Origin of the sequence: Paenalcaligenes sp. (genome assembly GCF_030152715.1) — a bacterium.
Classification (GTDB): domain Bacteria; phylum Pseudomonadota; class Gammaproteobacteria; order Burkholderiales; family Burkholderiaceae_B; genus Paenalcaligenes; species Paenalcaligenes hermetiae.
Genome location: NZ_JASLIX010000022.1, coordinates 1 through 21,218 on the forward strand (window position 1 = coordinate 1; position 21,218 = coordinate 21,218).

The 21,218-nt window shown below is 49.4% G+C and carries 20 protein-coding genes; 8 read left to right on the top strand and 12 right to left on the bottom strand.

Going from position 1 to position 21,218, the window contains the following annotated elements:
- On the bottom strand, window positions 1-683 hold a 683-nt coding region (locus Q1V74_RS01270), incomplete at its 3' end, for a DNA gyrase modulator (RefSeq protein ID WP_300646713.1).
- 54 nt (window positions 684-737) lie between these two features.
- On the opposite strand from Q1V74_RS01270, the gene yjgA reads away from it, so the two are divergent.
- Complete coding sequence (gene yjgA / locus Q1V74_RS01275; RefSeq protein WP_260650060.1) at window positions 738-1,286, top strand: ribosome biogenesis factor YjgA; 549 nt, start codon at window positions 738-740, stop codon at window positions 1,284-1,286.
- Window positions 1,283-1,957: an alpha/beta hydrolase gene (locus tag Q1V74_RS01280; protein WP_260650059.1), complete on the top strand. Its 675-nt coding sequence runs from the start codon at window positions 1,283-1,285 to the stop codon at window positions 1,955-1,957. Before yjgA ends, Q1V74_RS01280 begins: the two co-directional genes overlap by 4 nt.
- Here the strand turns inward: Q1V74_RS01280 and Q1V74_RS01285 are convergent.
- Entirely contained in the window at window positions 1,954-4,380 is a 2,427-nt protein-coding gene (locus Q1V74_RS01285) for a GNAT family N-acetyltransferase (protein ID WP_300646715.1), read from the bottom strand. The two genes, Q1V74_RS01280 and Q1V74_RS01285, sit on opposite strands and share 4 nt — an antisense overlap.
- A gap of 117 nt (window positions 4,381-4,497) precedes the next feature.
- Here Q1V74_RS01285 and gltX point away from each other — a divergent pair, with 117 nt between their 5' ends.
- Window positions 4,498-5,901 carry a glutamate--tRNA ligase gene (gene gltX, locus Q1V74_RS01290; protein WP_300646716.1) on the top strand — a complete coding sequence of 468 codons (1,404 nt, stop codon included), beginning with the start codon at window positions 4,498-4,500 and terminating at the stop codon, window positions 5,899-5,901.
- 44 nt (window positions 5,902-5,945) lie between these two features.
- Here gltX and Q1V74_RS01295 read toward each other — a convergent pair whose 3' ends face one another.
- Both Q1V74_RS01295 and Q1V74_RS01300 read right to left on the bottom strand, forming a co-directional pair.
- The gene (locus Q1V74_RS01295; protein ID WP_300646717.1) at window positions 5,946-6,440 is read right to left on the bottom strand and encodes a hypothetical protein; all 495 of its coding nucleotides are present in this window, start codon (window positions 6,438-6,440) and stop codon (window positions 5,946-5,948) included.
- 70 nt (window positions 6,441-6,510) lie between these two features.
- The gene (locus Q1V74_RS01300; RefSeq protein WP_300646718.1) at window positions 6,511-6,966 is read right to left on the bottom strand and encodes an Lrp/AsnC family transcriptional regulator; all 456 of its coding nucleotides are present in this window, start codon (window positions 6,964-6,966) and stop codon (window positions 6,511-6,513) included.
- Window positions 6,967-7,083: 117 nt separating this feature from the next.
- Here Q1V74_RS01300 and Q1V74_RS01305 point away from each other — a divergent pair, with 117 nt between their 5' ends.
- Together Q1V74_RS01305 and Q1V74_RS01310 are read left to right on the top strand one after the other, a co-directional pair.
- Window positions 7,084-10,527, top strand: a complete 3,444-nt coding sequence (locus tag Q1V74_RS01305; protein ID WP_300646720.1) for an indolepyruvate ferredoxin oxidoreductase family protein — start codon at window positions 7,084-7,086, stop codon at window positions 10,525-10,527.
- 195 nt (window positions 10,528-10,722) lie between these two features.
- Complete coding sequence (locus Q1V74_RS01310; RefSeq protein ID WP_260650053.1) at window positions 10,723-11,286, top strand: YggT family protein; 564 nt, start codon at window positions 10,723-10,725, stop codon at window positions 11,284-11,286.
- Between the two features lie 60 nt (window positions 11,287-11,346).
- On the opposite strand, the gene Q1V74_RS01315 is transcribed toward Q1V74_RS01310, so the two are convergent.
- The 8 genes from Q1V74_RS01315 to Q1V74_RS01350 all read right to left on the bottom strand — a co-directional run bounded on the left by Q1V74_RS01315 (window position 11,347) and on the right by Q1V74_RS01350 (window position 17,737).
- Window positions 11,347-11,787 carry a glycine zipper 2TM domain-containing protein gene (locus Q1V74_RS01315; RefSeq protein ID WP_260650160.1) on the bottom strand — a complete coding sequence of 147 codons (441 nt, stop codon included), beginning with the start codon at window positions 11,785-11,787 and terminating at the stop codon, window positions 11,347-11,349.
- 82 nt (window positions 11,788-11,869) lie between these two features.
- On the bottom strand, window positions 11,870-12,817 hold the full coding sequence (locus Q1V74_RS01320; protein ID WP_300646721.1) for a carbohydrate kinase family protein: 948 nt from the start codon (window positions 12,815-12,817) through the stop codon (window positions 11,870-11,872).
- A 14-nt stretch (window positions 12,818-12,831) separates the two neighbouring features.
- Window positions 12,832-13,794 carry a zinc-ribbon and DUF3426 domain-containing protein gene (locus Q1V74_RS01325; RefSeq protein ID WP_300646722.1) on the bottom strand — a complete coding sequence of 321 codons (963 nt, stop codon included), beginning with the start codon at window positions 13,792-13,794 and terminating at the stop codon, window positions 12,832-12,834.
- Between the two features lie 18 nt (window positions 13,795-13,812).
- Entirely contained in the window at window positions 13,813-14,727 is a 915-nt protein-coding gene (gene prmA, locus Q1V74_RS01330; protein ID WP_300646723.1) for a 50S ribosomal protein L11 methyltransferase, read from the bottom strand.
- A gap of 66 nt (window positions 14,728-14,793) precedes the next feature.
- Window positions 14,794-16,140 carry an acetyl-CoA carboxylase biotin carboxylase subunit gene (gene accC, locus Q1V74_RS01335; protein ID WP_260650049.1) on the bottom strand — a complete coding sequence of 449 codons (1,347 nt, stop codon included), beginning with the start codon at window positions 16,138-16,140 and terminating at the stop codon, window positions 14,794-14,796.
- A 4-nt stretch (window positions 16,141-16,144) separates the two neighbouring features.
- A complete protein-coding gene (gene accB / locus Q1V74_RS01340; RefSeq protein ID WP_300646724.1) occupies window positions 16,145-16,606 on the bottom strand; it encodes an acetyl-CoA carboxylase biotin carboxyl carrier protein in 462 nt (153 codons plus the stop codon).
- Between the two features lie 72 nt (window positions 16,607-16,678).
- Entirely contained in the window at window positions 16,679-17,110 is a 432-nt protein-coding gene (aroQ, locus tag Q1V74_RS01345) for a type II 3-dehydroquinate dehydratase (protein ID WP_260650047.1), read from the bottom strand.
- Window positions 17,111-17,248: 138 nt separating this feature from the next.
- On the bottom strand, window positions 17,249-17,737 hold the full coding sequence (locus Q1V74_RS01350; RefSeq protein ID WP_260650046.1) for a TlpA disulfide reductase family protein: 489 nt from the start codon (window positions 17,735-17,737) through the stop codon (window positions 17,249-17,251).
- Window positions 17,738-17,858: 121 nt separating this feature from the next.
- Between Q1V74_RS01350 and mpl the strand changes: the two genes are divergently transcribed.
- The 3 genes from mpl to Q1V74_RS01365 all read left to right on the top strand — a co-directional run.
- Entirely contained in the window at window positions 17,859-19,235 is a 1,377-nt protein-coding gene (mpl, locus tag Q1V74_RS01355) for a UDP-N-acetylmuramate:L-alanyl-gamma-D-glutamyl-meso-diaminopimelate ligase (RefSeq protein ID WP_260650045.1), read from the top strand.
- An 8-nt stretch (window positions 19,236-19,243) separates the two neighbouring features.
- Entirely contained in the window at window positions 19,244-19,834 is a 591-nt protein-coding gene (locus Q1V74_RS01360) for a YqiA/YcfP family alpha/beta fold hydrolase (RefSeq protein ID WP_260650044.1), read from the top strand.
- A 34-nt stretch (window positions 19,835-19,868) separates the two neighbouring features.
- A partial coding sequence (locus Q1V74_RS01365; RefSeq protein ID WP_300646725.1) for an RNB domain-containing ribonuclease occupies window positions 19,869-21,218 on the top strand: 1,350 nt, incomplete at its 3' end.

The window sequence follows — 21,218 nt, forward strand, 5'->3', positions numbered from 1 at the left end:
GCGGCGATACGCCCTACCGATTCCGGCGTATCCAACAAACGTGGCTTACGCGCTACAGTGTACCAATAGTCTCTTTGCATCCCTTGGTCATTTTCGGCAATAGGCGTAGCTGAAATACTGTAACGACTATACGGGTAGCCACCTAAAAATCCATGGCTATTGGCCATCACAAAATGTCCCACATTAGTATCTACTGACGCGCCTTCACTGTTGGTGATGAGCGGACTGGCTTGCAACGCCGCTCGCTCTGCGCGCACAGCCAAGCGCGCGGCTAAGCCTGCATCAATCTGCCATGGGGTAAACAAAGATAAGTCCGGGTAGTCCAAAGCCAGATCCTCGGGGTCTGGCAAACCAGCCATCGGATCCTCGGCCGTGTAACGCGCAATATGCCAAGCCGCCGCTACGGTATCCTCGATAGCTTTAGGGGAAAAATCCGACGTCGACGCCGAACCACGCTTATTGCCAGCAAAAACCGTTACACTAAGGGAGCGATCTCGGGTTTGCTCCACCGTTTCCACATCTTGGTGACGCACGGCCACAGATAGACCTTGGTTTTCAGCAATTTCCACGGCGGCATCAGAAGCCCCGAGTTGTTTTGCATACACCAAAACGTCTTCAGCGAGCTGACAAAAACGAGATTGGTTTTCAGATATGGGCAAAGAAGAAATAGAAGACTGGCTCATGGATACTCTTTAAAATAAAGCGGCATTCAATTTCCGCTGGTACTTATTTTTATTATGACCGAAAAATACTTAGAACCCGATGAAAATGGCTATTATGGCCCGAGCAAATCACAAGTAAAGCGTGATATGCATGCTCTACAAGAGTTGGGCAAACAACTCATCGAGTTATCAAATGAAAAACTTAATAAGCTTAACCTAAGTGAGACCTTACGGGTTGCCATCAAGGATGCGCAACGTATTACTGCACGTGAGGGCAAACGACGCCAATTACAATACGTGGGCAAGTTAATGCGCCATGAAGATGCTGATGCCATTCGACACCAGCTCGATATTTGGGAAAATGGCTCCAAAGAACAGGCTAAAGCCATGCACCGCATCGAAGCCTTGCGCGACTTGCTGTTACGCGATGATAAGGCGCTTACCCAATTTTTTGACGAATTCCCTTTGGCTGATCCTCAATCCTTTAGGACCACGGTACGTAGCGCACGCAAAGAGGCACAACAAAATGCCACCCTGCCCGAAAACAAAGCGCCCAGCCGTAAGCACTATCGTCAACTTTTTCAAACGATTAAAACCATTGTTGAACAAGCGGAGAAGGCATGAGTACCGAATTAGCATGTATTGAAATTACCACCTCAAATCAACCTGAGTTTTCTGTTATTTGGCTACATGGTTTAGGCGCTGACGGCAATGATTTTGCCCCTATTGTGCCCGAACTCAAGGTCGATGATATTCCTATCCGCTTTGTGTTTCCTCACGCCCCCATTATGCCTATCACGATCAACGGCGGCATGCCCATGCGCGCTTGGTATGATTTATACATGATGGACTTAGTACGCCACGAGGACGAAAAAGGCTTACGCGAGTCGCAACAGCTTGTACAAGCATTGATCGCCCGTGAAAACGCACGGGGTATCCCCACTGAGCGCATAGTACTGGCGGGTTTTTCACAAGGTTGTGCGATGACACTACAGACGGGCTTACGCCTTGAGGAAAAACTCGCTGGGATGGTGTGTTTATCGGGGTATCTTCCCTTGGCCGATAAGGTCGCTGCTGAGCGCCACGCTGCCAACCAAAACACGCCTATTTTTATGGCTCATGGGCAGCAGGATCCCGTGGTTCCATTAATACGTGCCGAAGAATCACGTCAGCGTCTTAACGAGCTAGGCTATGACATCGAATGGCATACCTACCCTATGCCGCACTCGGTGTGCGCCGAGGAGGTCAGCGCCATCTCCCAGTTTTTAAAGCGTGTTTTAGTCCGTGTAGACTAACTCGTTAAATCCAACCAAACTCGGCGCAAACCCGGATCATAAGGATCCACCTCGCTTTTAAAGCCGAGTTTGGCTAATAGCCCCAACATGCCATCATTGGTCGCCAATACATAACCATCTATGTAGCTCAATCGCTGTTGTTTGGCCTCTTGTATTAAGGCTCGCATCAGCTGCGTTCCCAATCCATAGCGCTGCCAGTCATCGGCAACAACCAACGCATATTCCGCCCCACGACCGTCGCTATTACGTAAATAATGCACAAAAGCAATGACTTGCTCCGTGCCCGCCTGCCCGCTATCAATGGTTGCTATCAGGGCCAGCTCGCGATCATAATCAATGCGGGTATAACGCGCTAACATCGATGGGCTCAGCTCTTTCATCATTGACACAAAGCGCATATAACGGGACTCTGCCGATAAACCCCGCACAAAATCTTGTAAAGGCTGCGCATCCTCGGGGCGAATTGGGCGTAAAACCCACGGCTGTCCATCATCAAAATGGTGATGCTGCACTAAATGACGAGGATACGGGTGAATGGCCATGTGCGGGTAGCCGAGATTTTCTGGGCTTAACCATGACACCTGCGGGTGCAGCTCAATTTTAATTTGCGAGCAATACAAACCACTAGGGCTAAGCCACAACGGGTCGATCTGGATGCTCTTGATCGCGGGCAATTCGCTGATGAGCTCGGAAATTTTTTCTAGGGTTTGCTGTAGCTGCGTAAAAATAGACTCGCCGGCGATATCGTGTAAACGTTCATACCAAATCGGCGCCCGCTCAATCAACAATCGAGCTAGATTTCGATTTAGAGGAGGCAGCTCCACGGCCGTGCGCTGACTAATAAAATCCAAATCCCCATAGGCGGCCCCAAACACCATAAACGGCCCATACTGGGCATCGGTATACATGTGAATACAGACCGGCGGCAGAGTGGGTACGGTATAGGGACTGGCTTGCGTTAATATCGGCACATGAAAGCATGCCAAAAGCTGGGCGCTGTCCATTTCATCCAGATGCCGCACTCCGTGTTCTTGTAACGACTGTACAAGCTGCCTAGCAGCCTCAATATTCGCTGGACGCCCCAGCGGATACGCTGGCAGAATTTGCTGAGCAAGCTGCTGGTTATAATGATACGAAGCCAAAATATTAAGGGCTTCCATGGCAGCATCAGCAGTGCGCAAAGCGGGGATCCCCGCCTGGTCCAAACGCTGTCGTAATGGGCGCATGGTTTTTTCCCCTAACAAGCAGCTGACCACCGGCTTATACTGCTTAAGACTGATGGAAATCAGTGCTTCGGTCACAGCCTCTAGATCAGCATAAGGGTCAGGCGCAATGAGCACCAATACCCCGTCTACCTGCTTATCTTTAATCAACACTGGGATGACTTGCTCAACCACATCCACCGTGATCGGTGCATAACGAATAATGGGGTTTGTAATTTGGTCAGTCGTCAGGGTCACCGCAGCTAAAGCCGCTTGGGTTTCTGCACTTAATGGTGCTAAGTGAACGGTAGCATTATGGCGCATAATCGCTAATGCTAACTGGGCAATCCCATCACCATTGGCAATAATCGCAATGCGTGAACCTTTTAGCCGTCTTTTTAAGCTAAGGATTTTAACTGCAGCAAAAAGCTGCATCAGATAGCGAATCCGGATAGCGCCCACACGTCGCATTAACGCATTAAATACCTCTTCACGGGCTCGCAGCGCCACACTGTTATCCTGCCCCCCTGCTTTTAGCACAATAATAGGCTTTGTGGCCGCAGCAGCATACAGGGCGCTAGCAAAACGGCGTGATGTGGGATAACTATGTAAGTACAACACCAAACTATCGGTTTGTTTGTCCGTGGCTAAAAAATCCAACATATCCGCCAAATCAATATCGGTTTCTTCGCCAAGGTCCACCACGGTGGAAAACCCAACGTTGGCATCTTCAGCCCAATCTAACACCGCTGTAGTAACAGTGCGTGATTGCGAGATCAAAGCCACTTTACCTGTTTTGGGCCAACGTGGCTGAATACTAGCATTTAATGCTACAGGCGGTCGTATCAAACCCAAAGAGCGTGGCCCCAACACTTTGCAATGCTGCTGTTTAGCCCACGCGCCCAAATGCTTTTGCATCTCTGCACTATAGGGCTGACTACTTGGGTGGGTTAACAGCACCAAAAACCGCGGTTGATAGGGGCTTAGCTGGTTTAATACCTCGAGTAGCTGTTCGGCCGGCACACATATCACCACCAAATCCACTCGCTCACTATGGATGGCCTTTAGTCCCTGTAGAGGTTGCCCTTGCCCTGCGGGCGCACATACCCGATATACGGCCGCGTTTTCATGAAAGCTCAAATGCTCCGCACAATCGGGACTACACACGGTCACTACCGTTTTCGGATCAAACAATGCGGCGAAACGATGTGTTAACACCATAACCATTCCCTTATCAAAGCAGTTAGTTCTGCGAGATTTGCCACAGTCTATTAAAATAAGACCATATCAATTCACCCTTACGGTGGATTTTCTCTTCTTTTGGCTGCTATTAGATTTATGACTACTACTATTCGTACTCGTTTTGCTCCCTCGCCCACAGGGTTCCTGCACCTGGGCGGAGCTCGTACTGCTTTATTTTCGTGGGCTTTTGCCAAACACCACAATGGGGTATTTGTGCTACGTATCGAGGACACGGATCTTGAGCGCTCTACTCCTGAAGCTGTGCAAGCCATTTTACAGGGTATGGACTGGCTAGGCATGCATGCAGATGAAGGCCCCTTCTATCAGATGCAACGCACCGACCGTCACCGCGAAGTCATTGACCAGCTCCTAGAGAGCGGTCATGCCTATTATTGCTATAGCAGCCCCGAAGAGGTAGAGGCCATGCGCGAAAAAGCCCGCGTGTTGGGTCAAAAACCCCGCTATGACGGCACATGGCGCCCAGAGCCCGGAAAAACCTTGCCCCCTATTCCTGCAGACCGCAAACCGGTTGTGCGGTTTAAAACCCCCAAAGACGGGGTCACAAGCTGGGATGATTTGGTAAAAGGGCGTATCACCATTGCCAACGAAGAGCTCGATGACCTGATTATTGCTCGCGCCGATGGCACCCCCACTTATAACTTTTGTGTTGTGGTCGATGACTGGGATATGGGCATCACCCATGTTATTCGTGGCGATGACCACGTCAACAACACCCCACGGCAAATCGTCATTCTCGAGGCCTTAGGCGCTCAGGTTCCCGTGTATGGTCATGTCCCCATGATCTTGGGTCCAGATGGTGAAAAACTCTCCAAGCGCCACGGGGCGGTCAATATTATGGATTATCATGAGCAAGGGTATTTACCTGAAGCCATGGTGAACTATCTGGCCCGCTTAGGCTGGAGCCATGGGGACGATGAAATTTTCTCCGTAGAGCAATTCATCGAATGGTTTGACACCAAAAGTCTCAGTAAATCGGCTTCGCAGTGGGATCCCAAAAAGCTCAATTGGGTCAATGCGCACTATATCAAACAGCGCAACAGCGCCGAGCTAGCCGACTTGGTTGCTCCCCGTATTGAAAAACTAGGGGGTAGCCCCAATGCGGTCAATTTAACCGCTGTGATGGATCTGTTAAAAGACCGTGCCGAGACCCTAAACGATCTTGCTCAGGGTGCCATGCTGTTTTGTGCGCCTTTTAGCCCCGCTAGCGCAGAGCTCCAAGCTGAAATTCTCACCGATGATGCCAAAGCCATTTTGCGTGATTTTGCGCAACGCTTGACTGCTGTAGAAGATTGGCACACAGAGAACATCGCCGCTGTTATCAAAGAGACCTTGGTTGCCAATAATATTAAAATGCCAAAATTAGGTATCCCAGTACGTGTCGCGGTGACAGGGCAAAAACAAACCCCAGCGGTTGATGCTGTATTGGCTCTGATTGGTAAAGAGGCCGTTTTAGCGCGTCTGCACCAGATCACGGCTTAATCGCATCGTGGTGTTATAGGCGCTGAGCACAGCGCCTATTTTTATTAAAAAGGTAACCGATAGCCTTGTGAGGTACGCTCTGTATTGTGCTCTATGCCATCGCTACCACGCAAACGTAGCTTGTCCGTGCTGCGATGGCTAATTGCATACGTATTGGTATAAATCGGGTCGTCTGCATCAACCGGCACCCCATTTGATTCTAAAGTTTTTAACACCAACACATCACCGTCTCGCCACCAGCAACCGCTTTCGCTCAGCCCCTGTGATGGTTGACGCGGACGCTTAAGCTGTTCTGTATACAGCATGCGGCCATCGGCCTGCAGAGTAAATAAAGTACGCAGCTCACCCACCACCCCTTTTTGGCTCCGTTTGCTGAGCCAATTGCCCACCAAAGGATCATCCTCAGCCACAGGCTGACAAACCTGCGTGGGATCCGTTTCAGGCGCTGGTGCAGGAGGAGGCGGAAACGAACCACACGCTGCCACCACGCCGCCAACTATGATTACACCTAAGCCTCGCAACATACGTAACGGCATCATACCCTGTCCTATTAAAAATCCATGTGAAAATCAAATTCTAACCTAGCCCTATAAAAAGTGGGGGACGGCATTAAAACAAAGGTAACTGCATTTGATTTTTGATTTCTTTGAGCGCCACAATCGTACGCGTCTGTCTCACACCTGGCAGATTGAAAAAAAACCGGTGCATAAAATCATCATAGCTTTCTGGGCTGGGAACCACAATCTTTAACAGAAAATCAGCATCCCCTGTTACCGCATAACAAGCCAGTATTTCTGGTGTGTCTTTTACGGCTTGAATAAATGTATCAACCATCGTTGCTGAATGCCGATCTAAACTAATCTGAGTAAACATGCAGCTTTGGAGCCCTACTTTATTTCTATCTACTGCAGCATGATAGCCAGTGATGACCTTTTGTTCTTCGAGCGCTTTAATACGCCGCCATACCGGTGCCGTTGACAACCCCACTTGATCGGCCACCTGCTGAGCCGAGGCACGACCATCTTTTTGCAAGCATTGCAAGATTTTTAAATTGATCGTATCCATATTTCCTCCTTTTTGAAATGTTTGTTTCGTTTTATAGGGATTTTACGCAATAACAACGCAAAAATAATCTACAGGTAAATCCTTATGATGAAAGCTATAGGAGTGGAGGTTTTCATCATGCAAAATAACATCAATCAAGACTATCAACTAAAAGACTCGATCACGGCGACCTCGGGGCGTATTTTTTTAACAGGCACCCAGGCATTAGTGCGCCTGTTACTGAGTCAGGCTCGTCGCGACCACGCCGAGGGGCGTCATACCGCTGGTTTTGTTTCGGGCTATCGTGGTTCGCCATTAGGTGGTGTAGACACCACCATGTGGCGTTTTAAAAAAGAATTAGATGCAGCACGCATTCGCTTTCAACCTGCGATTAACGAAGACTTAGCCGCCTCCATGATGATGGGCACCCAACAGCTTGACACCCACCCAGAAAAAAAAGTCGATGGTGTTTTTGGCATGTGGTATGGCAAAGGGCCTGGCGTGGATCGTGCCGGCGACGCTTTGCATCATGGGCATGCCGCGGGGGCAAGCCATCAGGGTGGCGTGCTCGTGGTCGTTGGCGATGACCATGTTGGAGTTTCCTCTTCCATTCCTCATAGTAGCGAACAGGCGCTGCGTCATTTGCGTATGCCCATTGTGCACCCTAGCTCCGTGGAGGAATACGAATATTTTGGCTTATGGGGCTGGGCCTTATCCCGTTACTCGGGGGCTTGGGTTGGTTTTAAAGCCGTAACAGAAACCGTAGAAAGCGGACGCTCAGTGCCCATTTTAGAGGTGCCAACCTTTGATTTGGTGAACACCCCTTCTAAGTTTGCCCGTAGCTATAATGCTCGCGATTTTTTAACACCTACCATTGAGCAACACATAGAAAATCGTTTACAAGCCGTACAAGAATTTGCACGCCACTACCCTTTAGATAAACTACTTGATCCAGCACCCGATGCAAAAATCGGTGTTATCACCACCGGCAAAAGTACGCTGGACACCCTAGAAGCCATACAACAGCTACGCGCTCAGCATCAGCTACCCCCAATCCGGCATTATAAAGTGGGGCTGATGTGGCCTATGGTGCCTGATAGCCTCTATGCGTTTGCCCAAGGCTTGGATCATATTCTTGTTATCGAAGAAAAAGGCGACTTTATCGAGGCGCAAATCAAAAATCTTCTCTTCGATCTACCAGAGCGGCCTACTATCCATGGCAAACAGCTCGCCACAAATAAGCCGCTTGTCCCCAGTTTTGGGCAATTAAGTCCATCTATTGTTGAAAATGCTCTGGGTGAATGGCTTAACCATTATCAGCTGGTCCAATGGGATCATCAACTTCACTCGCACTGCCCTACCCCCACCGTTAAAGCTTTAGATCATTTTGGACTCAGCCGCCGCCCTTATTTTTGCTCTGGCTGCCCCCACAACAGCTCCACCAAAGTTCCAACGGGTAGCAAAGCCTTAGCAGGTGTGGGCTGTCACTACATGGCATCGTGGATGGATCGAGACACACAGGGGCTGACACAGATGGGGGGCGAGGGAACAGATTGGATCGGTGCCTCTGCTTTTATGGATCAAGCTCATATTTTCCAAAACATGGGTGAAGGCACCTATTTTCATTCTGGCTATCTGGCTATTCGCCAAGCCGTTGCCGCTAAAACCAATATCACCTATAAAATCCTCTTTAATGATGCGGTAGCCATGACGGGGGGCCAACCCGTAGATGGTCCTATCTCGGTACCACGGATTTGTCAGCAAGTGATCGGTGAGGGTGTCCAAAAAGTGGTCATCACCACAGATGAACCTAGCCGCTACAAGGGTGTGCCTTTGCCGGCTGGTGTTCACGTCTATCCACGCCAAGAGCTGGACCGCTTGCAGCGCGAGCTTCGTGAAATTCCAGGGGTAACCGTATTAATCCACGATCAAACCTGCGCTGCAGAAAAGCGTCGACGTCGCAAAAAAGGGGCGTACCCTGACCCTAAACGTCGTATCTATATTCACCCAGAGGTCTGTGAGGGTTGTGGTGACTGCGGGGTGCAATCCAACTGTTTATCTATTATCCCCTTAGAAACTGAACTCGGTCGTAAACGTGCAATTGACCAATCGAGCTGCAACAAAGACTACAGCTGTGTGGAAGGCTTTTGTCCCAGTTTTGTTTCAGTGCTAAATGCCGAGCCTAAAAAAGCCACTACCATGGACAGCCAGCATTTACATCATCATATCCAGCAAGCGCTTGAGCACGTGGCAGTGCCCACCATTGCTCCTGCTTCCTGTAACTTGATCGTTGCCGGTATTGGCGGCACAGGTGTGATTACGATTGGAGCCATTGTCGCGATGGCTGCCCACCTAGAGCAACGTGCGGCTTCGGTCTTAGATATGACAGGCTTAGCTCAAAAAGGCGGGACAGTGATTAGTCATGTCCGTTTATCCAAAGACCAACATCCGGCAGGTGTGGTACGCATTGATCAACAGCAAGCGGATGTGGCCGTTTTATGCGATAGTGTTGCTTCCAGCCATCCTGCAGCGTCCCAATGTATTGCCCCCAACAAAACGCAACTGTTTATCAATAGCTATTTAGCGCCCACCTCTGAATTTACACGGCAACCGGATGTGCAGCTCCCACGAAAAGCGCTCGTAGAGCAGCTCGTACAGCACGGCGGCGCCCAAAACAGCATCCATGTCGATGCCCACGACCTGGCACAACAACTATTTGGAGACAGCATTCTTTCTAATATGCTAATGCTTGGCATTGCTTGGCAACACGGCGCCATCCCTTTACAACTGGCAGCTATTGAGCGCGCCATTGAGCTAAATGGGGTTGCCGTACAAGCCAATCAACTTGCTTTTGATGTAGGGCGCTTATGGGTCGCTGCGCCAGAGCAAGTGCAACAGCTCCTCGCTCCAGCCCCTAGTCACACACAACGCCCGACCACCGTGGCTGAAGCTTTAGCCCTGTATGTACCACGTTTGCAAGCCTACCAGAATGCGGCCTACGCCCAACGTTTTCAAACGCTGATTGAGCGCTTGCAACAAGCCGAACAACGCCTGAACCCCACGTCAGAGACGCTTAGCTTACAAGCAGCACACAGCTTGTATAAGCTCATGGCTTACAAGGATGAATACGAGGTAGCACGCTTATACAGTGCTCCTTCTTTTAAACAGCAGCTCCAAGAGCAGTTTGAGGGAGATTTTCAATTGAACTTTCATATGGCTCCCCCTTGGATCAGCCGTTTAGGTAGTCACGGTCGCCCAGTTAAACGTCAGCTCGGGCAATGGGTACAAGCCCTATTCCCTGTTCTTGCCAAAGCCAAAGCTCTACGCGGTAGTTGGCTCGACCCCTTTGGCTACCAAGCTGAGCGACGTTTAGAGCGCCAAGCACGCGATGTTTTTATGCAGCGCCTTGAGGACATCGCTCAACAGCTTTCCACACATAACTTTGAGCAGTGTCTAACTTATGTACGTCATGCACAAACCATTCGTGGTTTTGGCCCGGTTAAACATGACGCACTCGTTCAATTACTCGAAAAATCCAAAAATGCTCCCTTATCCCCCCAGTTAACCCAAGCTCCCGCTTAATCAATTAACTGACGTGAGCCCATAAGCGTAGGTATACTATATCTACGCTTTTTTATTTTATTAAAAAGGAGAACCAAGCATGACGGTTTCTGAACTACCCCCTGCCCAACCAGTAAAAACCGAACCGAACCCCGCCGGACACTGGCCTTACCCATACAGTAATGAAGACGAAGACTAACCATAGACACTTACAGCATGTTTAATGATATTTTGTACTTTATTGTGCATATCGGCTTATCACTGCTAGGTATTGCATTTATCTTCCGAGCCTGGCTATTTGCCGTCAGAATGCCTCCCTTTAACCCCTATTCACAAGCGGTTATTCAAGTCACAGACTGGGCTGTGCAACCTTTAAAAAAGCTCGTATCCCCTCGACGCTATCTGGATCTTCCTAGCTTGCTGGCTGCCTGGCTTTGTGCTGTAGTGTATTTGGTTGTGAGTTTGCTCCTTTTACATCAGTCTATCGTGGCTGCTTCTCAGCTTGTCGGCCTTGCGTTAGCTGGCGTGCTCACCGTGATTAAATGGGGGCTAAATACAGCATTGTGGTTGATATTGATCCAGGTGATTTTATCTTGGGTTAATCCCACTGCTCCTGCTATGCCTTTATTACAGGCACTGACGCGACCGATTATGGAACCCATACGTCGCCATCTTCCTGCTACGGGCGCTATCGATTTTTCTCCGCTGATTGTTTTACTCATTTTACAAGTCGCCAATATGGTGGTGCAGCGGTTAAGCATGACCCTAGGCGGGCTCTAAACCCGAATAAAAAAATCGCCCTTTACATAGGGCGATTTTTCATGGCAAATAAGAACGCGATTAAAGCGGCGTTACACGTGTCGGGCCGTTCCCGCTAAGCACTCTGACACGCTGGCCAGCCGTAAACATCACATCGGCCTCTTGGGCTATAGCGCGAGTTTCACCATTATCCATCTGCACTGTAATCTCTATGCCCTGACGTTTTTGCGTTTTATTCTCAATCGCATTTCCAGCAAGCCCACCAAGGATGGCACCGCCCATCGTAGCAAGAATATTACCGCGCCCACCGCCAATTGTGCTACCAGCCACCCCACCCACAGCGGCACCGGACACCCCCCCAAACCCCGAGGGCTGCTCTGACTGAATCGTAACGTAGCGCACAGACTGTACCGTACCTAAGCGCACAATTTGCTCATTTTGTGCTTGACCATAGGTATACACTGAACCCGAAGCGGATTGATTCGCACAACCCGATACCAATACCGCACTAGCGACAGCCATACCTAACCACAGCATACGCCAACGCGTTTTTTGTGTTTGTTCCATCATATAACAACTCCAGCGGGCCTTTAGGCCCTATTGATTACGCACCGATGGTTTTTTCTATATCATAGTGCTGCTGCAAAAGCTGCTGAATCTGTGCCGCTGTCGGCTGATGATTTTGTGGGCCTTTAGAGGAGATCTTCAAACTACCCATTACATTGCCCAAACAAGCGGACTCATACCAGTCCCAGCCCTCGGTCAGACCATGCAATAAGCCCGCCCGATGCGCATCACCACACCCCGTGGGATCGGCTACCTTTGACACAGGAACCGGTGCAATCTCCACGGTTTCACCATTCACATATAGCGTAGCACCTTTAGCGCCTTTAGTGACAACAACAGCTTGTAAATTTTTGGCAATATCCGCCATGGAGCGCCCCGTCCGTTGCACAATCACTTCAGCCTCGTACTCATTAGCGGTTAGCACAGAGCATAACGCTAACATCCGCGCTAAGTCCTCACCCTCAAATAAAGGCATGGCTTGCCCAAGGTCAAAAATAAACGGCGTACCTTGGGCGTGTAAGCGTTCTGCGTGAGCAAACATCCCGTCTTTGGAGTCTGGCGCCACGATCGCCCACGCCGCCTGCTGACCAGATAAATCATTGGCCGCCGAATGCAGCATCGCCCCAGGATGAAATGAGGCAATTTGGTTACTATCTAAGTCTGTCGTAATAAAGCACTGGGCAGAAAATAAGTCCTCGCGCACTTGCATCATACTCGTATCAATACCCAGCTGTTTAAAGCGCTCAACATATTCGATGCCATCGGCTCCAACCACCCCTACCGGCACCGCTTGAGCGCCCAATAGGTGTAGGTTATACGCTATATTACCCGCACACCCTCCATACTCTTTACGTAACGCAGGCACAAAAAAAGACACGCTGAGCGCTTGCACATTATCTGGCAAAATATGATCTTTAAAGTGCCCTTCAAAGACAGCAATCGAATCAAACGCCAAAGACCCGCATACTAAAATCCGCTTAGACATAAATATAAAAACCTTTATGGATAATATTTTTCCACGGTAAAACCGTTAATTTTTTTATTAGGAATGGTCACAGGTAGTCGCACAGCATATTGCTGCCCTGCAGCAAAAGGACGTAAACGCTGGCTAGCTGGCAAATACTGCTCCGGTGTAACAGCTATTGTCGCTAACACTGCCGCTGAGGCATCCGTAAAACTTAGCACCAATGTCGGCCACTCTTGCGGCCATGCGAGATGATTTTTTAGTTGTAACTGTAGTAAGTAAGTGCTTTTTTTAGAAGGCTCAGTAGCTGGCTGCAACTGCAAAGCACTATGCAAAACCTCGATGGCTTCGACTTCGCGCATATAAGGCACATCACAACCCACCGCATCGCATAGGGTCTGTAAGACTGGTCGTGTAAATGCCACGCTATTTGCTATCTGGGCTCGATACACATAAACCAACTGCATCACGGTGATGATAAATAATCCGCCAACCAACAGTTGCCAAAATAAACGCCCCCATGCCGAAACAGGCGCGGCGCTTGGCAAAGACCGATGGGACACTTCTAGCTCGACTCGCTCGCCTACATACCATTCGGGTTCGGTTAACTGCTGGCGCCGCTCAGAGTGATCCAATACCACCCGCACCGGCGACTCTGTGGGCTCTGTGTCTACCACTTTGAGTGGCGCGCCATGCAGCTGTGGCTCGGATAGAGGGACACGCGTTTCAGGAGCTGATGCTTTTTGAGTCAGGGGTACGCCTGAGGCTAAAGGGGCCTCCCCAATAAAATGGTGCCTAAGACCACTCGGCGATGACGGTGGGGTAACAGCTGTCGGCTCTGTTATGGTTGCTGCCTGTGGCTCCACCACCGAATCATACGCATCGAAAATATGCGCACAATGTGTACAACGAAATAACCCCTTACGCTGTTGCAGCTGCGCCAGCGTTAAGTCAAAGCGTGTATGACATTGCGGACATTGGGTAGTTAATTCGATCATGAGCCCTTAGCCTAACGATTAGTTTTGCTTATGCGCCACCAAACCAATCCAACCCTCGCGTTCACGCCAAGGGGTTAAATGCAGATAATCGCTATAAGCCTCTTGCATCTCTGCCGTTTGCCACTCAAAAATACCGGCCAACACTAAAAAACCACCGGGTTTAACGCGTGCTGCTAACATCGGCGCAAGGATTTTCAGGGGGTTAGCTAAAATATTCGCTACCACTACATCATATTGTTGCTCGGGCAAATCTCCTGGCAACATCGCATTCACATACACACTATTGTTTTGCGCATTTGCCTGTGTGGAAAACACCGCTTGTTCATCCACATCCACCCCATCAGTATGTCCAGCACCCAGCTTCTTTGCTGCAATCGCTAAAATGCCTGAACCACACCCATAGTCTAAAACGGTTTGTCCAGCTTGCAAATGCTCTGATAACCACTCTAAACATAGATGGGTGGTGGGGTGGCTCCCCGTACCAAAAGCCAAGCCTGGATCCAGCTGAATACACACTTTGCCTTCGCTTTGCGCCTGTTGCGCCACAGCGTCTTCGGCGTGCCAGCTCGGTACGATCAAAATACGCTCGCCGACCTCAATCGGACCAAACTGGGACTGCGTTAAGCGAACCCAGTCGTTATCCGGCACATCTCGTACATGCCAATCCCCCTCGTCAACATCTAATATCTGGTGGTCGCGCAATTGCTGAACCATTTCGGCGGCATCCGCGTCCTCGGGTAACAACGCCACTACCCGATTACGTCGCCAAGCAAAGACCTCGGGTTCTAAACCAGGCTCGCCATAAAGCGGGGACTCCGCATCGGTATTTTCATCAGCGTCTTCTACTGAAACAGACAAAACGCCTAGTTCAAGCAAGGCATCAGAAACCTGTTCTGCCTGCTCTTCCGCACATAATAAAACGATTTCACGCATAAGGTGTTTTCCAAAAAATAAAAGCAGAGGCAAGCCCCTGCTTTATATTTTACCGCGAGTTCGCCATTAAGGGCGTTTTGCCAATTTTTCTTCAAGATAGTGGATACTAAACGAGCCCGACTGAAACTGTGGGTCTTGCATGAGCTCACGATGAAGTGGAATATTGGTTTTCACCCCTTCGACGATCATTTCTGATAAAGCAATGTCCATGCGAGCAATCGCCTGCTCACGCGTTTCGCCATAGCTAATCAGCTTACCAATCATGGAATCATAGTTCGAAGGCACGGTATAACCAGCAAACACGTGCGAGTCCATACGAATCCCTGGGCCCCCTGGTGTATGCCATTTGGAGATATGTCCAGGACTAGGAATAAATTTAAATGGATCTTCGGCGTTGATACGACATTCGATAGAATGCCCCTTGAATTGGATGTCACGCTGGCGCAAAGTGAATTTTTCACCGGCAGCAATCAGGATCTGCTGCTGCACCAAATCAATACCGGTAACCATCTCGGTAATGGTGTGCTCTACCTGAATGCGCGTATTCATTTCGATAAAATAAAACTCGCCATCCTCGTAGAGAAACTCAAACGTCCCCGCACCGCGATAGTTGAGCTTACGGCATGCATCCACACAGCGATCACCAATGCGTTCGATCAGCTTGCGCGGAATACCAGGAGCGGGTGCTTCTTCGATCACTTTTTGGTGACGGCGCTGCATAGAGCAATCGCGCTCACCGAGCCAAACCGCATGACCATTACCATCGGCCAATACCTGAATCTCGATATGGCGAGGATTTTGCAGGTATTTTTCCATGTAGAGGTCAGGGTTACCAAATGCCGCTTCGGCTTCAGCACGAGTTGTCGCCACCGCATTCAATAAAGCCCCCTCGGTGAAAACAACACGCATACCGCGCCCGCCTCCGCCACCAGAAGCTTTGACAATGACGGGGTAACCAATATCACGAGCAATGCGAATGATTTCCTCTGGGTCATCGGGCAATGCCCCTGCCGAGCCTGGTACCACTGGTACATTAGCCTCGATCATGGTTTTTTTCGCAGTGACCTTGTCACCCATCAGGCGAATCGTATCAGCACGAGGACCGATAAACACAAAACCACTTTTTTCGACACGCTCAGCAAAGTCTGCATTCTCAGCCAAAAAACCATATCCAGGGTGAATGGCTTCTGCATCCGTGACTTCGGCGGCCGCAATAATAGCGGGCATATTTAAATAGCTTTCGCGGGGGTTCGCCGGACCAATACAAACCGATTCATCGGCCAAACGTACATATTTGGCATCACGGTCTGCTTCGGAGTGCACCACTACGGTTTTAATACCCATTTCGCGACAAGCGCGCTGGATGCGTAGGGCGATTTCCCCCCGGTTAGCGATAAGGATCTTTTCAAACATGAAATTAGCCAATCACAAACAAGGGCTGACCGTATTCGACGGGCGCACCATTTTCAACAAGGATTTCTTTAATAACACCGGCTTTATCTGCTTCGATTTCATTAAGCAGCTTCATCGCCTCGATGATACAGAGCGCGTCACCTTCTTGAACGCTTTGGCCTACCTCTACAAATGGGGCTGCCCCAGGATTCGGAGCGCGATAAAATGTACCCACCATTGGTGCTGTTACCACATGGCCCTCGGGCACAGCAGGCGCACTTTCTGCGGCGGGTGCTGCGGCGGGAGCGGCAGCAGCAGGTGCAGCCATCGGCATCGCAGCAGGCGCTGTGGCGTATACCATTTGTTGAGGTGCAGCAGGGGCCGACTTAACAATTCTGACCTTGCCATCACCCTCGGTGACTTCGAGTTCAGAAATATCAGACTCTGCAACGAGGTCAATTAAGGTTTTAAGTTTTCTAAGATCCATGCATGTTTCCTGCCACACCACTGCCGTGTATCACTAAAAACGGTCAGGGTGCTGTTAAAATTGGATGAAAGATTAAGCCATAGCATAACGCAATGCGGCTTCGTAGCCATAGGCCCCTAAACCCACAATAACACCTTTAGCCAAGTCCGATAAATAGGAGTGGTGCCTAAAGGTTTCGCGTTGATGCACATTAGATAAATGTACCTCGATAAAGGGAATAGCAACGCCCGCCAAAGCATCACGTATCGCCACACTCGTATGCGTGTACGCGCCAGCATTGATTACGATGTAATCGATTTGTTCATGACGCGCTTGATGGATACGATCCACCAGAGCGCCTTCGGAGTTGCTTTGGTAAGTGCTACACGTACCCCCTAAGTCTGCTGCCACGTGCCGTAGATGCTGGTTAATATCATCCAAGGTCTGTGAACCATAAATATGCGGTTCACGCTGGCCTAACAAATTTAGGTTGGGTCCATGTATCACAAGTATATGACGAGCCATGGCTTAATAACGTGGTAATTATAGATCGCTTTTTTACGCCAAAAAGCCCTGTTTGTCTATAAAAACAAGCATTTTTAACATAAAAAAGCCCAAGATACGGCTGTAGTTTAAACGAAAAAGCTGTTGCTTGCCGGCAAGTTAAGGGGTTTTTTTCAAATTATTGATTTTGCTATCTAAATCCTTTTTATCGATCTGACCAAGAATTTGATGCGCCACCGTGCCATCTGCCGAGATCACCAAAGTAAAAGGCAGCCCCCCTTTGGGGTTACCGAGCGCACGCATATGCTTGACGCCACTATGCCCTGGCACATAAAGATCATACGAAACGGGTATTTCCTGTAAGAATCTTTTGACATTACGCTGTGTATCTATGGCTAAACCAACAAACTGTACATCTGTATGCGATTGACTCAGCGCCTCTAAGTCAGGCATTTCCTCTACACAAGGCGGGCACCATGTCGCCCAAAAATTAACAACCAAGGGTTTTCCCGTGTATTGTGATAACGCGGTGCTTTCGCCATTCAGGTCATCAACGCTTAACTCGAACACAGACTGTGCTAACGCAGGTCTTAGCCCCAACGCAAAGAGAATGGTGATCCAAAAAGCAGCTAAACGGCGTAAAAACATGACGATTTCTGTATCCTTTCCTTTGGTTTTTGCTCTATTTAGAACTGAGGTTCTATAAAAAGTTCCATTTTTGCTTTATAGCAAGCAAATGTTGTCTAAAATGGGAGCAAATGGAGGTTTTATGCATATTCATATATTAGGTATTTGCGGTACGTTTATGGGGGGCTTAGCACTGATAGCCCGTGCTGCTGGGCATCGTGTTACAGGCTGCGATGCGGGTGTTTACCCCCCAATGAGTACCCAGCTGCAAGAGCAAGGGATCGATTTAATCGAGGGCTATGATGCCGATCAAGTTCAGCTCAAGCCTGATTTATTCGTGATTGGTAATGTAGTCAGTCGTGGCAACCCACTGATGGAAGCCATTTTAGACCAAGGTTTACCTTATACCTCTGGGCCACAATGGTTGGGCGAGAATATACTACGCTCACAGCATGTGCTTGCTGTCGCTGGTACCCACGGTAAAACCTCCACCAGTTCCATGTTAGCTTGGATTCTGGAGTACCATCAGCGCCAACCTAATTTTTTAATCGGTGGCGTCGCACCTGATTTAGGGGTATCCGCTCGTTTTGATGCCAAACAGTCGTTGTTTGTCATCGAAGCGGATGAATACGATACCGCATTTTTTGATAAACGCTCTAAATTTGTCCACTATCGACCGCGCACTGCCATTTTAAACAATTTAGAATTTGACCACGCGGATATTTTTGCGGATTTGGCCGCTATCGAAACCCAATTCCATCATCTGGTGCGTACAATTCCTAGCCATGGTCTGATTATTCGTCCCCAAGACAGCCCAGCATTGGACCGTGCGCTTGAGCGCGGCTGTTGGACACCTGTCAGTTACTTGGACTCCCCCACTGGTTGGTACGCCGAACAAATCGACCCACAGACTGTACGCGTTGATTTTAATCAGCAACCACAAGGTCACATTCATTGGCACCTAAGCGGTGAGCATAATCGGCTCAATGCGCTTGCCGCCATTGCCGCCGCCCACCATGTAGGAATTTCCCCTCAACAAAGTTGCGAGGCGCTTAGCCATTTTCAGGGTATTAAGCGACGCATGGAACTACGCGGCACAGTAAATCATATCCGTGTATACGATGATTTTGCTCACCACCCCACGGCGATTGCCTTAACGCTGGCCGGTTTACGCCAACAAATAACTGATCAAGAGCGCATTATTGCCGTGCTTGAGCCGCGCTCTAATACCATGAAGCTCGGCGCCATGGCGGCTCGCTTGCCCGGCGCTTTGGCTGATGCGGATCATACTTTTTGCTATAGCGAATCCCAAGGTAAGCACGCGCTCAACTGGGATGCCCACGCTACCTTTGCCCCTTTAGGCAGCAAAGCCACGGTATATCAGGATCTCAATCAGCTGGTCCAAGCCGTGGTGGCTCACGCGCAACCCCATGATCATATTGTAATTATGAGTAATGGCAGCTTTGGGGGTGTGCATGACCATATTCTCAATGGCTTAGACCACCGTTTTTCAGAGTAAAGGTTGATATGATTCTTTATCTTCACGGCTTTCGCTCCTCTCCCCAGTCTTATAAAGCGCAAGTACTAGCACATGTAATGCAGGCTAAAAACCAAAGCCATCGTTGGGTCTGCCCCCAGTTACCGGCAAGCCCAGCGGCCGCTATTGCCCTGTGTAATGACTTGATCCAAAAAGCCCAACTCACCAATCCGAGCCAAGAGCTCGTAATCATCGGCTCTTCATTAGGTGGGTTTTATGCTCATGTACTCGCAGAGCAATGGGGCTGCAAGGCCGTTCTACTTAATCCTGCGGTTCACGCTCCTCGTGATTTAGCCACGCAGGTGGGTACCCACACGATGTACCACTCTGATGAGCCTTTTGAGTTTTTGCCACAGTATGTTGATGAGCTCTCCGCCATGCAACCACAGCAGGTTAGCAGCCCTCAACGGTATTATTTACTCGCGGCCAGTGGTGACGAGGTCTTAAACCACCAAGAAATGCTCCAGACCTTTCATGGCAGCCAAGGCCTACTCATTTTTGGCAGTGATCACGGTATCGCGGATTTTGATCTTTACCTACACCCTGTTTTACACTTTATAGACCCTACCCTGTGTAGCTGATACTCTGCTTTTTGTTCTAACACCCAAGGTTCTTATGTACGTCCTTTTTGAAGACAGCGGCAAATTCAAAGCCGAAAAAATTTTTTCTCAAGCTGATACCACGTTGCAGGTAGAGTCAGCCACTGGCAAACGCAGTAAGATTCGTAAAAATAATGTTTTTTTTGAATTTAGTGCGCCTGAACCCGCTTTACTGTTAGAACAAGCAGAACAACTCGCTGCGGATTTTGATATTGATTTTTTATGGGAGTGCGCACCCGAAGACGAGTTCCATGCGGTGGATTTTGCCCAAGAATATTTTGGTCGCCCACCTAGCGCCGTCGAGAAAACGGCTTTGATCTTGGCTTTGCATAGTGCGCCCGCTTACTTCCACCGACGGGGCAAAGGCTTATACCGAGCCGCCCCCAAGGACATTCTTCAAGCCGCTTTGGCAGCTATAGAAAAAAAACGTCAGCAAGCGGAACAACAAGAGGCTTGGACGCAAGCCATGATCGCTGGCGAGCTACCTGCCGAGATCGCCGCTGTTGCCAATCACCTGCTCACTTCACCCGATAAAAATAGTATAGAGTGGAAAGCCTTTGATGCTGCCGTACAGCATTTAGCGATTAGCCCAGAGCAGTTATTACTGGATTTAAATGCCTGGTCTAGCCCCTTAGCCCTTCATCGATATCGGTTTTTCTCACACTATTTTCCTAAAGGCACCGATTTTCCTGAAATCGAGCTAAAAAATGGTTGGGGGCAGGACTTCCCCTTGGCCGAAGTACAAGCCTACTCTTTAGACGACGCTAACACCACCGAGATTGACGATGCCATTTCTATTCAAGCCATTGGCTCACAGCAGTGGCGCGTAGGTATTCATATTGCTACCCCAGGGTTAGCAGTACAGCGTGATAACGAGCTAGATCAACTAGCGCGCAAACGCTTATCCACTCTGTATACCCCCGGGCAAAAAGTTTCCATGTTGCCCGAAAATGTGATTCGTCAGTTTTCTTTGGATGCTGGGTTAGAGCGCCCTGCTGTGTCCTTATACGTGGACATTGATCTGGAGCAAGGCCTAATTCTCCAACACCATACACGCCTGGAACGAATTCAAGTCAAAGAAAATCTACGGCAAAACGATCTTGATCCACTCGTTACCCTAGAAGCGCTTAATGACCCTAATCAGGACCTGCCCTATGCCGACTGGATACGCCCCTTATGGGCCGTGACCCAGTTTTTAGCCAAGCAGCGTGAACAGATTCGAGGCAAACCCGAGAACAATAATCGGGTTGAGTTTTTATTTGAACTCGAGGGGGAGCCCGACAACCCCGATAGCATCGTGCACCTCATACCACGTGTGCGCAACGCCCCTTTGGGCTTAATCACCGCTGAAATGATGATTTTGGCT

Coding starts and splice junctions, on each gene's coding strand:
- yjgA (WP_260650060.1), top strand. CDS start 738: ATGACCGAAAAATACTTAGAACCCGATGAAAATGGCTATTATGGCCCG.
- Q1V74_RS01280 (WP_260650059.1), top strand. CDS start 1,283: ATGAGTACCGAATTAGCATGTATTGAAATTACCACCTCAAATCAACCT.
- Q1V74_RS01285 (WP_300646715.1), bottom strand. CDS start 4,380: ATGGTGTTAACACATCGTTTCGCCGCATTGTTTGATCCGAAAACGGTA.
- gltX (WP_300646716.1), top strand. CDS start 4,498: ATGACTACTACTATTCGTACTCGTTTTGCTCCCTCGCCCACAGGGTTC.
- Q1V74_RS01295 (WP_300646717.1), bottom strand. CDS start 6,440: ATGATGCCGTTACGTATGTTGCGAGGCTTAGGTGTAATCATAGTTGGC.
- Q1V74_RS01300 (WP_300646718.1), bottom strand. CDS start 6,966: ATGGATACGATCAATTTAAAAATCTTGCAATGCTTGCAAAAAGATGGT.
- Q1V74_RS01305 (WP_300646720.1), top strand. CDS start 7,084: ATGCAAAATAACATCAATCAAGACTATCAACTAAAAGACTCGATCACG.
- Q1V74_RS01310 (WP_260650053.1), top strand. CDS start 10,723: ATGTTTAATGATATTTTGTACTTTATTGTGCATATCGGCTTATCACTG.
- Q1V74_RS01315 (WP_260650160.1), bottom strand. CDS start 11,787: ATGGCTGTCGCTAGTGCGGTATTGGTATCGGGTTGTGCGAATCAATCC.
- Q1V74_RS01320 (WP_300646721.1), bottom strand. CDS start 12,817: ATGTCTAAGCGGATTTTAGTATGCGGGTCTTTGGCGTTTGATTCGATT.
- Q1V74_RS01325 (WP_300646722.1), bottom strand. CDS start 13,794: ATGATCGAATTAACTACCCAATGTCCGCAATGTCATACACGCTTTGAC.
- prmA (WP_300646723.1), bottom strand. CDS start 14,727: ATGCGTGAAATCGTTTTATTATGTGCGGAAGAGCAGGCAGAACAGGTT.
- accC (WP_260650049.1), bottom strand. CDS start 16,140: ATGTTTGAAAAGATCCTTATCGCTAACCGGGGGGAAATCGCCCTACGC.
- accB (WP_300646724.1), bottom strand. CDS start 16,606: ATGGATCTTAGAAAACTTAAAACCTTAATTGACCTCGTTGCAGAGTCT.
- aroQ (WP_260650047.1), bottom strand. CDS start 17,110: ATGGCTCGTCATATACTTGTGATACATGGACCCAACCTAAATTTGTTA.
- Q1V74_RS01350 (WP_260650046.1), bottom strand. CDS start 17,737: ATGTTTTTACGCCGTTTAGCTGCTTTTTGGATCACCATTCTCTTTGCG.
- mpl (WP_260650045.1), top strand. CDS start 17,859: ATGCATATTCATATATTAGGTATTTGCGGTACGTTTATGGGGGGCTTA.
- Q1V74_RS01360 (WP_260650044.1), top strand. CDS start 19,244: ATGATTCTTTATCTTCACGGCTTTCGCTCCTCTCCCCAGTCTTATAAA.